This is a genomic window from Actinomyces sp. oral taxon 897 (genome assembly GCF_002999235.1).
In the GTDB taxonomy this organism is placed as follows: domain Bacteria; phylum Actinomycetota; class Actinomycetes; order Actinomycetales; family Actinomycetaceae; genus Actinomyces.
In genome coordinates, this window is the sequence record NZ_CP027236.1 from 1,748,414 (window position 1) to 1,763,779 (window position 15,366).

The window sequence follows — 15,366 nt, forward strand, 5'->3', positions numbered from 1 at the left end:
GGGAGCCCGCAGGCGGCAGGGCCTGGCGGGGCGGTCCAGGGCGGGGGCTTCTGAGGCAGGTTACACCGCTGTGAGCAGGGCGATGGGATGCGGGGTGTCGCGGCGGTACAAGTTCCTGTATCCTGCGCGCTTTCGGACCTTGGTCCCTGGCGCATGGGCCCGTCGAGGAACTCGTCCTCAGGCCAACACCCCGCCGGGGCCGGTCGGCAGCCCACCGCCCCGCCCGCTGCCTCCACGGCCTCACCAGGGTCCCCCACCAGCGTGGGGCCGGGGCGGCCGCGGGTACGCCTCCACGGCCCCACCGGGTAGGTACACGGGTGGGGGCGGCAGACGGGATCGTCTGCCGCCCCCACCACGGCCTCAGGCCGGCGTACCGGGCCGCCCGGCTCAGACCCGGTGGTCCTCCTCGGAGAAGTCGGCGTGGAACTCGTTGGGGAACTCCGTCCGGAACTCCCCCTCGTAGGGCACGTCGTCCAGGGGCACCCCATCGCCGGTGAACATCTCCTGGGAGGTCACCACGCGGGTGAGGAGCGCCGTCTTGACCTCCTCGGTGGGCTCCACCTCGATGTCGGAGTAGCGGGCCAGGCCCGTCCCGGCGGGGATGAGCTTGCCCAGGATGACGTTCTCCTTCAGGCCCAGCAGCGGGTCGGACTTGCCGTTCATAGCGGCCTCGGTGAGCACCCGCGTGGTCTCCTGGAAGGAGGCCGCGCTCAGCCAGGAGTCCGTGGCCAGGGAGGCCTTGGTGATCCCCATGAGCTCGGTGCGCCCCGACGCCGTCTTGCCGCCCTCGGCCATGACCCGGCGGTTCTCGGCCCGGTAGGTCATGACGTCCACCAGGTCGCCCTGGAGGAGGTCGGTGTCACCGGGGTCCAACACGGTCACGCGGCGCATCATCTGGCGCACAATGACCTCAATGTGCTTGGAGTGGATGTCCACGCCCTGGGAGCGGTAGACCTCCTGGACCTCGTTGACGAGGTGGCGCTGGGTGTCGCCCACGGACCGCAGGCGCAGGATCTTCTTGGGGTCCACCGGCCCCTCGGTGAGGGCCTGCCCGGGCTCGACGTGGACGCCGCCGATCACCAGCAGGCGCTGGCGGCGCGAGACGGGGATGACCACGTCCTCCTCGCCGTCCTCACGCTTAATGACCAGGCGCTTGCCCTCGTCGTCGTCCTCAATGGCCAGGGTGCCGGCGACCTCGGCCACGGCAGCCTCGCCCTTGGGGGTGCGGGCCTCGAAGAGCTCCTGGACGCGGGGCAGACCCTGGGTGATGTCGGCGGCGCCGGCCGCACCACCGGTGTGGAAGGTGCGCATGGTCAGCTGCGTGCCCGGCTCGCCAATGGACTGGGCGGCGATAATGCCCACGGCCTCGCCGATGTCCACCCGCTTGCCGGTGGCCAGGGAGCGGCCGTAGCAGGCGGCGCAGGTGCCCACGGTGGAGTCGCAGGTCAGCACCGAGCGCACGGCGATCTCCTCGATACCGGCGTCGATGGCGGCCCGGATCTCCTCGTCGCCCAGGTCGGTGCCGGCGGGGATGACCACGTTGCCCGCGGCGTCCACGGCGTTGCGGGCCAGCGTGGTGCCGAACACCGTGGTGCCCAGGATCTCGCTGGGGTGCTTGAAGGCGCCCTCGTCCTGCGGATCGGCCGGGACCGGGTAGGCCTCGACGCCCCGGGCCGCCTCCTCCTCGGAGGGCTCGTGCATCTTCCGCCAGGAGAAGATGCGCTTGGTCAGGCCCTTGCGGGTGCCGCAGTCCTCCTCGCGCACAATGACGTCCTGGGAGACGTCCACCAGGCGGCGGGTCAGGTACCCGGAGTCGGCGGTGCGCAGCGCCGTGTCCGCCAGGCCCTTGCGGGCCCCGTGGGTGGCGATGAAGTACTCCAGGACGCTCAGGCCCTCGCGGTAGTTGGACTTGATCGGGCGCTCAATGAGGCGCTGCTTGGGGTCGGCCACCAGGCCGCGCATGCCCGCCAGCTGGCGGATCTGGTCCCAGTTGCCGCGGGCCCCGGAGACCACCATCTGGTAGACGGTGTTACGGGCCGGGAAGTTGTCCCGCATGGCCTGGGCGACCTCGGCGGTAGCATCGGTCCAGATGTTGATCAGCGCGGTGTGGCGGTCCTTCTTGGTCAGGAAGCCGTCGACGAACTGCTCCTCGATCTTGGCCGCCTGGGCCTCGTAGCGGGCGAGGATCTCGGGCTTGGAGGCCGGGGAGACGACGTCGGCGAAGGCCACGGTGATACCCGACCAGGTGGACCAGTAGAAGCCGTTGGCCTTGAGGGCGTCCAGGGAGGCCGCCACCTCCACGCGGGAGTAGGACTCCGCCAGCGTGTTGACGATATTGCCCAGGGCCTTCTTGTCCACCACGTAGTTGACGTAGGGGAAGGTCTCGGGCAGCGCTGTGTTGAAGATGGCCCGTCCCAGCGAGGTGCGCAGGGTGATCGGGTCGCCCTCGTGCCAGCTGGCGGGGGGCACCCAGCCGTCGGGGGCGGTAATGCCCTCCTCGAAGCGGATGTCGCAGGTGGCGTTGACGTCGAGGCGGCCGAAGTCGTGGGCCATGACGGCCTCGGCGAAGGAGGAGAAGGCGGGCACCACCTCCTGGCCGTGGGAGTCCCTGTCCACCTCCAGGTCGGGGTCCGGCGTCTGGGTGAGGTAGTAGGTGCCGATGATCATGTCCTGGCTGGGCATGGTCACGGGCCGCCCGTCGGAGGGCTTGAGGATGTTGTTGCTCGACAGCATGAGGATGCGGGCCTCGGCCTGCGCCTCGGCGCCCAGGGGCAGGTGCACGGCCATCTGGTCGCCGTCGAAGTCGGCGTTGAAGGCGCCGCACACCAGGGGGTGGAGCTGGATGGCCTTGCCCTCGATGAGCTGGGGCTCAAAGGCCTGGATGCCCAGGCGGTGCAGGGTGGGGGCGCGGTTGAGCAGCACCGGGTGCTCGCGGATGACCTCGGCCAGGACGTCCCAGACCTTGGGGTTGGCCCGCTCCACCATGCGCTTGGCGGCCTTGACGTTCTGGGCCTCCTTGAGCTCCACCAGCCGCTTCATGACAAAGGGCTTGAACAGCTCCAGGGCCATCTGGCTGGGCAGGCCGCACTGGTGCAAAGCCAGCTGGGGGCCCACCACGATGACGCTTCGGCCCGAGTAGTCCACCCGCTTGCCCAGGAGGTTCTGGCGGAAGCGGCCCTGCTTGCCCTTGAGCATGTCGGACAGGGACTTCAGGGGGCGGTTGCCCACCCCGGTCACGGGCCGGCCGCGCCGGCCGTTGTCGAACAGGGCGTCCACGGCGTCCTGGAGCATGCGCTTCTCATTGTTGACAATAATCGTCGGGGCCTCCAGCTCCATGAGGCGCTTGAGACGATTGTTGCGGTTAATGACACGACGGTAGAGGTCGTTGAGGTCGGACGTGGCGAAGCGGCCGCCGTCGAGCTGGACCATGGGACGCAGGTCCGGGGGGATGACCGGGATGGAGTCCAGGACCATGGACTCCGGGGCGGTGCCGGTCAGGCGGAAGGCGTTAATAACCTTCAGGCGCTTAATGGCCCGGGTCTTGCGCTGGCCGGTGCCGCTCGCCACGATCTCGGCCAGGGACTCGGCCTCCTTGTCCAGGTCGAAGGCGCGCAGGCGGGCCTGGATGGCCTCGGCCCCCATGGCGCCCTCGAAGTAGATGCCGTAGTCGGCCTTCATGTCCCGGTAGAGCACCTCGTCGCCCTCCAGGTCACCGACCTTGAGGCTCACGAAGCGGTCCCACACCCGGTCCATGTGCTCCAGGACCCGGGCATTCTTACGACGCAGGGCCCCGATCTCACGCTCGGCGGTCTTGCGGAGCTTGTCGCGGTGGGCGGTGTCGGCCCCCTCGGCCTCGGAGGCGGCCAGGTCCTCCTCCAGGCGGCGCTGGCGGGCCTCGACGTCGGCCTCACCGGCCTCCTGGACGTGCTTCTTCTTGACCTCCAGCTCGGCGCGCAGGCTCGGCAGGTCGTCGTGACGGCCCTCCTCGTCCACCTCGGTGACCATGTAGGCGGCGAAGTAGATGACCTTCTCCAGGTCCTTGGGCGCCAGGTTGAGCAGGTAGCCCAGGCGCGAGGGCACGCCCTTGAAGTACCAGATGTGGGTCACCGGGGCGGCCAGCTTAATGTGGGCCATGCGCTCACGACGCACCTTGGAGCGGGTGACCTCCACGCCGCACCGCTCGCAGACAATGCCCTTGTAGCGCACCCGCTTGTACTTCCCGCAGGCGCACTCCCAGTCCCGGGTGGGACCGAAGATCTTCTCGCAGAAGAGCCCGTCCTTCTCCGGCTTGAGGGTGCGGTAGTTAATGGTCTCGGGCTTCTTGACCTCGCCGTGCGACCAGGACCTGATGTCCTCCGCGGTGGCCAGGCCGAGCTGGATGCGATCGAAGACGTTGGCGTCGAGCACAGTTCCTACTTCCGATGTGTCAGCTCATGAGGTTGTGGGGGCGCGGTGGCGTCGTGCTTCCAGGGCGACGCCGGCGCCGGTGCGGGCAGGACCCGCTCAGATCTCGTCGATCGTGGAGGCGGTGGCCCCGCCCGGACGTCGGCCCAGGTCGAAGCCGAGCTCCTCGGCGGCGCGGCGCGAGTCGTCGTCGGTGTCGTCCAGGCCGATGACGCTGCCCTCGGCGTCCAGGGCCTCGACGTTCAGGCACAGGGACTGCATCTCCTTCATGAGCACCTTGAAGGACTCCGGGATGCCGGGCTCGGGGATGTCCTCGCCCTTGACAATGGCCTCGTAGACCTTGACCCGGCCGTTGACGTCGTCGGACTTGACGGTGAGGATCTCCTGGAGGGCGTGGGCGGCGCCGTAGGCCTCCATGGCCCACACCTCCATCTCGCCGAAACGCTGGCCGCCGAACTGGGCCTTACCACCCAGGGGCTGCTGGGTGATCATGGAGTAGGGGCCCGTGGAGCGGGCGTGGATCTTGTCGTCCACCAGGTGGTGCAGCTTGAGGATGTACATGTAGCCCACCGAGACCGGGTAGGGGAAGGGCTCCCCGGAGCGGCCGTCGAACAGGCGGGCCTTGCCGTTGGGGGCCACCAGCTGGACCCCGTCGGGGCTGGGCAGGGTGGAGTCCAGCAGGCCCATGAGCTCGTCGTCGCGCACGCCGTCGAAGACGGGGGTGGCCACGGGGGTGCGGGGCTCGGCGGACACCCCGGCCTCGGGCAGGCGGGTGGCCCACTCCTCACCGGCCTCGCGGGCCGCGGTGGCGTCCCAGCCGCGGGAGGCCACCCAGCCCAGGTGGAGCTCGAGGATCTGGCCCACGTTCATGCGGCTGGGCACGCCCAGGGGGTTGAGGATGACGTCCACCGGGGTGCCGTCGGCCAGGAAGGGCATGTCCTCCACGGGCAGGATCTTGGAGATGACGCCCTTGTTGCCGTGGCGCCCGGAGAGCTTGTCGCCCACGGTGATCTTGCGGCGCTGGGCGATGTGGACGCGCACCAGGCGGTTGACGCCCGCGGGCAGCTCGGCGTCGTCGGAGGCGGCGTCGAACTCGTGGACGCCGATGACGATGCCGTACTCGCCGTGGGGCACGCGCAGGGAGGTGTCACGCACCTCCCGGGCCTTCTCCCCGAAGATGGCGCGCAGCAGGCGCTCCTCGCTCGTCAGCTCGGTCTCCCCCTTGGGGGTGACCTTGCCCACCAGGATGTCGCCGCTGCGGACCTCGGCGCCAATGCGGATAATGCCGCGCTCGTCGAGGTTGGCCAGGGTCTCCTCGCTGACGTTGGGGATGTCGCGGGTGATCTCCTCGGCGCCCAGCTTGGTGTCGCGGGCGTCCACCTCGTGCTCCTCAATGTGGATCGAGGTGAGCATGTCCTCGCTGACCACGCGCTGGGAGACGATAATGGCGTCCTCGTAGTTCAGGCCCTCCCAGGTCATAAAGGCCACGAGCATGTTCTGGCCCAGGGCCAGGTCGCCCTCGGCGGTGGCGGGGCCGTCGGCCAGGACGGACCCGGTCTCCACCCGCTCGCCCTCGGTGGCCACGACCCGCTGGTTGTAGCAGTTGCCCTGGTTGGAGCGGCGGAACTTGGCGACCTTGTAGACCTTGGTGGTGCCGTCGTCGTTCGCCACGCGCACGAAGTCGGCGCAGACCTCGGTGACGACGCCGGGCTTGGTGGCCACCAGCACGTCCCCGGCGTCCACGGCGGTGCGCCGCTCCATGCCGGTACCCACCAGGGGGGCGTCGGGGCGGATGAGGGGCACGGCCTGGCGCTGCATATTGGCGCCCATGAGGGCGCGGTTGGCGTCGTCGTGCTCCAGGAAGGGGATGAGGGAGGTGCCCACCGAGACCATCTGGCGCGGGGAGACGTCCATGAGGTCCACCTGGCTGGCGGGGACCAGGGCCGGCTCGCCGCCGGTGACCCGGCACAGGACGTGGCTCTCGGCGAAGTGCCCGTCGGCGGTCAGGGCGACATTGGCCTGGGCGATGACGTGGCGGTCCTCGTCGTCGGCCGTCAGGTAGTGGGTCTCGTCGGTGACGCGCCCGTCCCTGACCACCCGGTAGGGGGTCTCGATAAAGCCGAAGGGGTTAATGCGCCCGTAGGTGGCCAGGGAGCCGATGAGGCCGATATTGGGGCCCTCGGGGGACTCGATGGGGCACATTCGCCCGTAGTGGGAGGTGTGGACGTCACGCACGTCCATGGAGGCGCGCTCACGCGACAGGCCCCCGGGGCCCAGGGCGCTCAGACGGCGCTTGTGGGTCAGGCCCGCCAGGGGGTTGTTCTGGTCCATGAACTGGCTCAGCTGGCTGGTCCCGAAGAACTCCTTGATGGCCGCCGTCACGGGGCGGATATTGATCAGGGTGTTGGGCGTGATGGCCTCCACGTCCTGGGTGGTCATGCGCTCGCGCACCTGGCGCTCCATGCGGCTCATGCCGGTACGCACCTGGGCCTGGATGAGCTCTCCGACGGCGCGGATACGGCGGTTGCCCAGGTGGTCGATGTCGTCGTACTCGACGGGGATCTGGGTGACCTCGCCGTTGCGCACGCCCTCGATGCTCTTGACGCCGCTGTGGAGGGCCAGCAGGTAGCGCAGGGCGGTGGTGATGTCGTCAATGCGCAGGACCGACTCGGTCAGGTCGGCGGTCAGGCCCAGCTTCTTGTTGATCTTGTAGCGGCCGACCTTGGCCAGGTCGTAGCGCTTGGGGTTGAAGTAGAAGTTCTCCAGCAGGGTGCGGCCGGCCTCCACGCTGGGCGGCTCGCCGGGGCGGATCTTCTTGTAGATGTCCAGGAGGGCCTCGTCCTGGGTGGTGATCTTGCGGTCCTCGTCCAGGGCGGCGGTGAGCACCGGGTAGCCGTCGAACTCCTTGCGGATCTCGGCCTCGTCCAGGCCCAGGGCCAGCAGGAACACGGTGACGTCCTGCTTGCGCTTGCGGTCGATGCGCACGGCCACGCGGTCGGACTTGTCCACCTCGAACTCCAGCCAGGCGCCGCGCGAGGGGATGAACTTGACGTTGTGGACGTACTTGTCCGTGGCCTTCTCGGTGGTCCGCTCAAAGTACACGCCGGGGCTGCGCACCAGCTGGGAGACGACGACGCGCTCGGAGCCGTTGACAATGAAGGTACCCTTGTCCGTCATGAGCGGGAAGTCACCCATGAAGACGGTCTGGGACTTGATCTCACCCGTGACAAAGTTCTCAAAATCCGCGACGACGTACAGGGGAGCGGAGTAGGTGAGATCCTTCTCCTGGCACTCCTCGGCCGTGTACTTCGGCTCCTCGAAGCGGTGGTCGTGGAAGGAGAGCGCCATGGTCTCCCCGAAGTCCTCGATCGGGGAGATCTCGGAGAAGATCTCCTCCAGCCCCGAGGTCTCGGGCAGGGAGCCGGGACGCACGGCGTTGGCGGCGTCCACGCGGGCGCGCCACGCCGAGTTCCCTACGAGCCAGTCGAAGCTGTCCGTCTGGAGCCCCAGCAGGTTGGGGGCCTGCATGGGCTCGGCGATCTTGGCGAAGTTGACGCGACGCGAGGCGGTACGTGCGGCGATGTCGGCGGCGGTAGGTGCAGAGGTGCTCGAGGCAGCCAAAAGGGGGTCCTTCCCTCTAGAATCGAGGAACACTGCGCGTACAATGGTGGGCACCGACGCTCAGCCACCGCTCGTGGCGTGCCCCACAGAGGTCGCGGACCTCCGCCGGGCGGTGTGAGCCCACGCCAGTACGCACAATGCACGCAAAGCGCTAGCGTACACGGGTCAGGTGTACCCAGCCACGCCCGGGTACGTCTCATGCTTGCGATTCTGACCACATTCGCTCATACTACCCCGCCTGGCCCGACGTCGCCCCGCCTGGGCACGTGGGGACCGTGCCGTTGGTCCGCCAGGCGGTACGGCCCCTGACCCCGTGGGCCCGCCTGGCCGCCCGCGCCGCAGCCACCCACCGACCTTGCACGCACGGGGAGCCCGGCGTCGGTGGTGGCGGGCTGGGCGTCGGCCAGCACCGACCCCGGTACGCACGGGGAGCCCTCCGGCGAGGCCGAGGATTCCGGCGGCGAGCCAGACACCAGCCCCGGCACGCACGGGGAACCCCGCCCACCATAACGGTGGGCGGGGCTCCTTGTGCCCGGCGTGCCCGGCGTCAGCCCCGGCAACCAGGTGCTGGGGCGTGGCACCGCCGGGCGGCGCCGTGGTGACGCCGTAGGGGTCTCACTTGAGGGTGACGGTGGCGCCGGCGCCCTCGAGCTGGGCCTTGGCCTTCTCGGCGGTCTCCTTGTTGACGCCCTCCAGGACGGCCTTGGGGGCGCTGTCGACGAGGTCCTTGGCCTCCTTCAGGCCCAGGGAGGTCAGGGTGCGCACCTCCTTGATGACGCCGATCTTCTTGTCGCCGGCCTTCTCGAGGACGACGTCGAACTCGGTCTTCTCCTCCTCGGGCTCGGCGGCGGCGCCGGGGGCGGCGGCGGCCACGGCGGCGACCGGGGCGGCGGCGGTCACGTCGAAGGTCTCCTCAAAGGCCTTGACGAACTCGGCGAGCTCAATGAGGGTGAGCTCCTTGAACTGCTCAATGAGCTCTTCGGTGGTCAGCTTCGCCATAGTGGGCGTTCCTTCCTAGTTTGTTCCTGCGCGTGCAGGCAGTGGTGGGTGACGCGGGCGGCTTCAGGCCGCGGTCTCCTGCTTCTCGCGCAGGGCGTCGACGGTACGCACGGCCTTGGTGGCCGGTGCGGCGAAGAGGTACGCGGCCTTGGACAGGGACGCCTTCATGGCACCCGCAGCCTTGGCGAGCAGCACCTCGCGGGACTCCAGAGAGGCAAGCTGGTCGACGGCCTCGGCGGACAGCAGGTCGCCGTCCATCAGGCCGCCCTTAATGACGAGCTGCTTGTTGTCCTTGGCGAAGTCACGCAGGGCCTTGGCGGCCTCGACCGGCTCACCGGAGACGAAGGCCAGGGCGCTGGGGCCCTTGAGATCCTGGGCGAAGGCCTCGAACCCGACGCGGCGGGCGGCGATCGCGGCAAGCGTGTTCTTCACCACGGTGTACTCGGCGTTCTCACCGAGGGAACGACGCAGCGCCTTGAGCTGGGCCACGCTCAGTCCCCGGTACTCAGTCAGCAGGACGGCGCCGGACCCGCGGAACTTGTCCGCCAGGGCAGCGATCGCTGCTTCCTTCTCAGGCCGTGCCATAGGCCCTCCTTCCGTGGTCTGCCGCAGGGGCCACCCACGCAGAGAGCCCCGCGCCGGTGGCACAGGGCTCTGCCTCCGGGGATCCCGGAGGGGGTCTTGGTCTCACCTGCGCGGGCCCCGCCTGAGCGGACTTGGTCCCACCGGGGTGGGAGACCTGCGGTCTTTGGCGCCTGTCAGGCTACGCGGACCGCCCTGTTCCCGGCAAGGCGCGAGAGCCGATCACCCTAGTGCCGTCACTCACAGCATTGGTAGACTCCTCACATGGTCTGGATGCTCCTCTCCCCCCTCCTGGCCACCCTCTGGACGGTGGTGGCGTGGTGGGCGGTGCGCTACGCGCAGCGCTACACGGGCGCTCTGCCCCACGGCGTCCTCCAGCGCTCCTGGCCGCTGGAGGTCGGGGTGGCCATGCCCGTCACCCTCCTGCTGGGCACCGCCACCCTGGTGGTGGGCACGTACCACAGGGACACCGCCGTCCTGGTCACCCTCCCCCTGGGGCTGGTCGTCTTCCTGGTGCCCGCCTGCCTGACGGACCTGGCCTGCCACCGCCTGCCCAACCTCCTGCTGGGCGCGGCCGCCGCGTGGGGGAGTGCGTGCGCCGGGCTCCTTATCTTCATGGTGCTGACCCTGACGAACTTCCTGGAGGCCAAGGCGCGGCTGGACCGCCACGAGGCCGTGACGCACAGCTCCTTCTGGGACAGGCCTCCGGGCCAGATGCTGTGGGCGAGCGGGGTGATCATATGGCCGGCGGTGGTCATCGGCCTGCTCATGTGGCTCCTGTCGTCCCTGGGCACGGGGCTGGGCATGGGCGACGTCAAGCTCAGCACGCTGCTCTCGGCGTGGCTGTGCCTGAGCTCCTGGCAGGCGCCCTTCGTGGGCCTGGCGCTGGGCATGGTCCTGGGGGGCCTGGCCTCCCTGGTCCTCGTGGCGACGCGACGCGCCACCCTCAGGACCGCGGTCCCGCTGGGCCCGCCCCTGTTCCTGGGGGCCTGGCTGGTGTGGGCCGGGACCGGGCTGGGATGAGGCCCCGCACCCCATGCCCTGTACCCCACGCATCCGCGCACCGGCGTCGGCCCCAAGGCCGGGCGTATGACGGCGCCCCCACCCATGCAGGTGGGGGCGCCGCCGGTGTGGACGGACCAGTCGGCTCACGAGGAGCGGAAAAAGGGGGTGTGTGTGGACTGGTCCGCCCACGTCTGTGGGCCCGGGGCGAGACGAGCGCTGGGCTGCCGGCCCCGGGGCAGGCCCGGGCTCAGGACCTGGTGACGTCCATGGGGATGCCAGGACCCATAGTAGTGGTCATAGTGGCCTTGAGGATGTAACGACCCTTGGATGTCGAGGGCTTGAGACGCAGGATCTCCTCCAGGGCGGCCTGGAGGTTCTCCACGAGCTGGGCCTCGGTGAAGGAGACCTTGCCGATCACGAAGTTCAGGTTGGCGGCCCGGTCGACGCGGAACTCAATGCGTCCGCCCTTGATGTCGGTGACGGCCTTGGCCACGTCCATGGTCACGGTACCGGTCTTGGGGTTGGGCATGAGGCCACGGGGACCGAGCACGCGGCCCAGGCGGCCGACCTTGCCCATGAGGTCCGGGGTGGCCACGGCGGCGTCGAAGTCGGTCCAGCCGGCTGCGACCCTGGCAATGAGGTCGTCGCTGCCGACCTCGTCGGCGCCCGCGGCGAGGGCCTGCTCGGCCCGCTCACCGGCGGCGAAGACCACGACGCGGGCGGTCTTACCGGTACCGTGCGGCAGGGACACGGTGCCACGGACCATCTGGTCGGCCTTACGGGGGTCCACGCCCAGGCGCAGGACGACGTCCACGGTGGAGTCGAACTTCGTGGTGGACGTGGCCTTGGCGAGCCTGGCGGCCTCGGCCGGGGTGTAGAGGATCCCGGACTGGATCTTCTCAGCGGCGGCTCGGTAGGCCTTAGAGCGCTTGGTCATCTGCTTCTCCTTGCAGTCGTGGTGAACAGGCCGCGCGAGGCCCTTCCACGTTTTGTCTCATCTGGTTCTCGGGGCGTCTCCGGCGGGGCGACGCGGGGGACCCGCCGGTAGCCGGGCTCAGGCCTCGACGGTAACGCCCATGGAGCGGGCGGTCCCGGCAATGATCTTGGTAGCGGCCTCAAGGTCGTTGGCGTTGAGGTCAGGCATCTTGGTCTGGGCGATCTCGCGCACCTGGTCGGCCGTGAGGCTGGCGACCTTGGTCGAGTGCGGGGTGGCGGAGCCCTTGGCGACACCCGCGGCCTTCTTGATGAGCTCGGCGGCCGGCGGGGTCTTGGTGATGAAGGTGAAGGAGCGGTCCTCGTAGACGGTGATCTCCACGGGGATGACGCTGCCACGCTGGGACTCGGTGGCCGCGTTGTAGGCCTTGCAGAACTCCATAATGTTGACCTGCTTGGCACCGAGGGCAGGGCCGATCGGCGGGGCGGGGTTGGCCTGGCCGGCCTGGATCTGGAGCTTGATCAGCCCGACGACCTTCTTCTTGGGAGCCATGTGGGGTTCCTCTTCTGTCCGGATGTCGCACGCCTGCCGTACGACGCGCACTGACGCACGCGAGGAGCAAGCCTAGCCCCTGGGACGGCGTCGTTCCTACCGGGACCCCTGGTCTCGTGCGCGTTCTCACACTCGATCTGGGGCCCTGGCCGCCACCGGCGCCGGTGACGTACCCGCGGTACCGCCCGCACCGGCGCCGTGGCGGGGGCCGGGCCAGCCCTCAGATTTTGGCGACCTGGGTGAAGCTGAGCTCGGCGGGGGTGTCGCGGCCGAACAGGGAGATGAGCACCTGGAGCTTCTGGGTCTCGGGGTGGATCTCGGAGATGGTGGCCGGCAGGGACTCGAAGGGGCCCTCGGTGACGATGACGGACTCCCCGACCTCGAAGCCCACCGAGTAGACCTGGCCGTCGACCGAGATCTGGCTCAGGCCGGCCTCGGGGGCGGAGGCGGCCGCGGCGGCCTGCCTGGCCTCGACCTCCTCGGGGGTCGGGCCGAGCTGGGCCACGGCCTCCTCGAAGGTCAGCGGGACCGGGTTGTAGCGGTCGCCCACGAAACCGGTGACCGCGGGGGTGTCCTTAATGGTGCGCCACACCTTGTCGGAGGTCTCCGGGTCGTCCAGGTCCATGCGGACGAACACGTAGCCGGGGATGCGGACCCGGGACACCTCCTTCTTCTTGTTGCCGTTCTTGATCTCGATGACCGTCTCCATGGGGACGACGGCGTCGAAGACGTAGTCCTCGACCTCGAAGTTCTCCGCACGGGTCTTAATGTCCGTGGCCACCCGGCGCTCGTAGCCGGAGTAGGTGTGCAGCACGTACCACTGCCCGGGCAGGCGGGACATCTCCTGACGGAACTCCTCGACGGGGTCCACCAGGGCGGGCGCGTCCTCGGCGGCCTGGCGGCCCTGCCCGGTCCCGGCCGCCGGGGCCTCGGTGGCGCTCCCCTCGGGCTCGACGCCCTCGACGTTCTCCTCGGACACGGTGTACCTGCTTTCGGCTCGACGGCGGGTGGGACGGGTGGACGGCACGGCCCCGCTCAGGCCAGGCCCCACATAACGATACGGTCGAAGATCATGTCGAGCGCGCCGGTGAAGACCATGATGGCTGCGATAAAGACGATGACCACGACGAAGTAGGTCGTCAGCTCGTTCCAGGTGGGCCAGACGACCTTGCGCAGCTCGTCGACGACCTCACGGAAGAAGCGGGCGATACGGGCGAAGACGTTGCGCTTCTTTCCCGCGGGGGCGGTGACGGTCTCGCTCATGCCTGGGGTCCTTGCTCGTCGGTTCCTGGTCGCGCCCTCTGGCGGGCGAGAAGAACGGAGCCGACGGGATCTCCCGGCCAGATCCGCCGTTCTCAGCAGGGCAGGCGGGACTCGAACCCACAACCGCCGGTTTTGGAGACCGGTGCGCTACCAATTGCGCCACTGCCCTTCAGCGGTGCCCCATCCTGCCACAGGAGGCGTCAGATCGCGAAATCATGGCATGTGGGCTGCGACACCTTGAGCCCCGGGGGCGGGGGTGCGGGCCGGCTTGGGGCGGGCTTGGGCTGGTGCGGGCCAGGTTGGGGCGGGCCAGGTTGGGACGGGCCTGGGCCGCAGGCGCTCGGCGCGGGTTGCGGGCGTCGGGGACGGGGCCAGCGCGGGCGCAGGGCCCGGCGCAGGCCTGGGCTGGGGCCCGGGCCGAGCGGCGTCGTCCTGCCCCCACCGCGCTTGCCTCGCAGGCAGCGCCCAAAACAGCGACAATACCGTCCGTGAGTAACGCACCCAAGCGCCGGGTCTCAGCCCGCCTAGCCGCCATCGCCCCCTCCGCCACCCTCGCCGTGGACGCCAAGGCCAAGGCCCTCAAGGCCGCTGGTCGCCCCGTCATCGGATTCGGTGCCGGGGAACCGGACTTCCCCACCCCCGACTACATTGTCGCCGCCGCCGTCGCGGCCGCCAAGGACCCGGTCAACCACAAGTACTCCCCCGCCAAGGGGCTGCCGGTCCTGCGCGAGGCCATTGCGGCCAAGACGCTGCGCGACTCCGGCTACGAGGTCTCCCCCGACGACGTCCTGGTCACCAACGGCGGCAAGCAGGCCGTCTTCCAGGCCTTCGCCGCCCTGATCGACCCCGGTGACGAGGTCCTGCTGCCCGCCCCCTACTGGACCACCTACCCCGAGGCCATCGCCCTGGCCGGCGGGGTGACCGTGGAGGTCTTCGCCGGGGCCGACCAGGACTACAAGGTGAGCGTGGACCAGCTGGAGGCCGCCCGCACGCCCGCCACCAAGATCCTGCTCCTGTGCTCCCCGTCAAACCCGACCGGCTCGGTCTACACACCTAAGGAGCTGACCGCCCTGGGCGAGTGGGCCCTGGAGCACGGCGTGTGGGTCGTCACCGACGAGATCTACGAGCACCTGCTCTACGACGGCGCCCAGACGGCGCACGTCGTGGCCCTGGTCCCCGAGCTGGCCGACCAGGCCGTGGTGCTCAACGGGGTGGCCAAGACCTACGCCATGACCGGCTGGCGCGTGGGCTGGATGATCGGCCCCTCCGACGTCATTAAGGCGGCCACCAACTTCCAGTCCCACCTGACCTCCAACGTCGCCAACGTCTCCCAGCGGGCGGCGCTGGCGGCCGTCAGCGGGGACCTGACCGCCGTGGAGAGGATGCGCCAGGCCTTTGACCGACGTCGTAGGACCATGGTGGAGATGCTCTCGGCCATTGAGGGGCTGACCGTGCCCGTGCCGCACGGCGCCTTCTACGCCTACCCCAGCATGGAGGCGCTGGTGGGGCGCAGCCTGCGCGGTACCGTCATTGACTCCTCCGCCACCCTGGCCGGACTCATCCTGGAGCACGCCGAGGTCGCCCTCGTGCCTGGCGAGGCCTTCGGCCCCTCGGGCTTCCTGCGTCTGTCCTACGCGCTGGGTGACAAGGACCTGGTCGAGGGCGTGGGCCGGCTCCAGTCCCTGCTGGCGGAGGTCGCCTAACGCCTCCCCCGGGAGGCTCGGGCGGCCCGGGAGGCTGCGCGGCGTGCCGGGTCTCCTGGCTGATGGCCCGCTTTCCCCGGGAGCTCCGGGCGGCTGCCGCACGGCCACGGCAATCACACAGGCGCGAGACGGCACTGCCTCGTCTCCTCCGGCGACTGCCGTACGGCCAGGGCAACCACACCCATCTCCAGGATCAGACACCCTGGAAGCACCACCCATCACAAACAAGTACCGTTCTCACGACAAACAAGTACCGTTCTCGCGAGCAATAAGTACCGTTCTCACGGAGAGGGGGCTGTGAGG

At 69.5% G+C, this 15,366-nt stretch carries 10 protein-coding genes and 1 tRNA gene; 2 read left to right on the plus strand and 9 right to left on the minus strand.

The features are described from left to right. Positions 1-387 precede the first annotated feature (387 nt). The 4 genes from rpoC to rplJ form a co-directional block, all read right to left on the minus strand. Complete coding sequence (rpoC, locus tag C3V41_RS07095; protein ID WP_106109686.1) at positions 388-4,407, minus strand: DNA-directed RNA polymerase subunit beta'; 4,020 nt, start codon at positions 4,405-4,407, stop codon at positions 388-390. A gap of 96 nt (positions 4,408-4,503) precedes the next feature. After that, positions 4,504-8,025, minus strand: coding sequence for a DNA-directed RNA polymerase subunit beta (gene rpoB, locus C3V41_RS07100; RefSeq protein ID WP_106109687.1), 3,522 nt, complete (start codon positions 8,023-8,025; stop codon positions 4,504-4,506). Positions 8,026-8,640: 615 nt separating this feature from the next. Further along, on the minus strand, positions 8,641-9,024 hold the full coding sequence (gene rplL, locus C3V41_RS07105) for a 50S ribosomal protein L7/L12 (protein WP_106109688.1): 384 nt from the start codon (positions 9,022-9,024) through the stop codon (positions 8,641-8,643). Positions 9,025-9,087: 63 nt separating this feature from the next. Continuing rightward, the gene (gene rplJ / locus C3V41_RS07110) at positions 9,088-9,609 is read right to left on the minus strand and encodes a 50S ribosomal protein L10 (RefSeq protein WP_106109689.1); all 522 of its coding nucleotides are present in this window, start codon (positions 9,607-9,609) and stop codon (positions 9,088-9,090) included. A gap of 261 nt (positions 9,610-9,870) precedes the next feature. Between rplJ and C3V41_RS07115 the strand changes: the two genes are divergently transcribed. Next, positions 9,871-10,629, plus strand: a complete 759-nt coding sequence (locus C3V41_RS07115) for a prepilin peptidase (RefSeq protein ID WP_106109690.1) — start codon at positions 9,871-9,873, stop codon at positions 10,627-10,629. Between the two features lie 229 nt (positions 10,630-10,858). On the opposite strand, the gene rplA is transcribed toward C3V41_RS07115, so the two are convergent. The 5 genes from rplA to C3V41_RS07140 all read right to left on the minus strand — a co-directional run bounded on the left by rplA (position 10,859) and on the right by C3V41_RS07140 (position 13,529). Next, positions 10,859-11,548, minus strand: a complete 690-nt coding sequence (gene rplA / locus C3V41_RS07120) for a 50S ribosomal protein L1 (RefSeq protein WP_106109691.1) — start codon at positions 11,546-11,548, stop codon at positions 10,859-10,861. Positions 11,549-11,665: 117 nt separating this feature from the next. Then, positions 11,666-12,097 carry a 50S ribosomal protein L11 gene (gene rplK, locus C3V41_RS07125; RefSeq protein ID WP_106109692.1) on the minus strand — a complete coding sequence of 144 codons (432 nt, stop codon included), beginning with the start codon at positions 12,095-12,097 and terminating at the stop codon, positions 11,666-11,668. Between the two features lie 220 nt (positions 12,098-12,317). Then, the gene (gene nusG, locus C3V41_RS07130; protein WP_399503428.1) at positions 12,318-13,076 is read right to left on the minus strand and encodes a transcription termination/antitermination protein NusG; all 759 of its coding nucleotides are present in this window, start codon (positions 13,074-13,076) and stop codon (positions 12,318-12,320) included. Between the two features lie 56 nt (positions 13,077-13,132). Then, on the minus strand, positions 13,133-13,360 hold the full coding sequence (secE, locus tag C3V41_RS07135; RefSeq protein ID WP_106109693.1) for a preprotein translocase subunit SecE: 228 nt from the start codon (positions 13,358-13,360) through the stop codon (positions 13,133-13,135). Positions 13,361-13,456: 96 nt separating this feature from the next. Next, positions 13,457-13,529: transfer RNA gene (locus tag C3V41_RS07140), tRNA-Trp, on the minus strand. Positions 13,530-13,848: 319 nt separating this feature from the next. Here C3V41_RS07140 and C3V41_RS07145 point away from each other — a divergent pair. Further along, positions 13,849-15,063 carry a pyridoxal phosphate-dependent aminotransferase gene (locus tag C3V41_RS07145; RefSeq protein WP_106109694.1) on the plus strand — a complete coding sequence of 405 codons (1,215 nt, stop codon included), beginning with the start codon at positions 13,849-13,851 and terminating at the stop codon, positions 15,061-15,063. The last annotated feature ends 303 nt before the right edge of the window (positions 15,064-15,366 follow it).

Coding starts and splice junctions, on each gene's coding strand:
- rplL (WP_106109688.1), bottom strand. CDS start 9,024: ATGGCGAAGCTGACCACCGAAGAGCTCATTGAGCAGTTCAAGGAGCTC.
- rplJ (WP_106109689.1), bottom strand. CDS start 9,609: ATGGCACGGCCTGAGAAGGAAGCAGCGATCGCTGCCCTGGCGGACAAG.
- C3V41_RS07115 (WP_106109690.1), top strand. CDS start 9,871: ATGGTCTGGATGCTCCTCTCCCCCCTCCTGGCCACCCTCTGGACGGTG.
- rplA (WP_106109691.1), bottom strand. CDS start 11,548: ATGACCAAGCGCTCTAAGGCCTACCGAGCCGCCGCTGAGAAGATCCAG.
- rplK (WP_106109692.1), bottom strand. CDS start 12,097: ATGGCTCCCAAGAAGAAGGTCGTCGGGCTGATCAAGCTCCAGATCCAG.
- secE (WP_106109693.1), bottom strand. CDS start 13,360: ATGAGCGAGACCGTCACCGCCCCCGCGGGAAAGAAGCGCAACGTCTTC.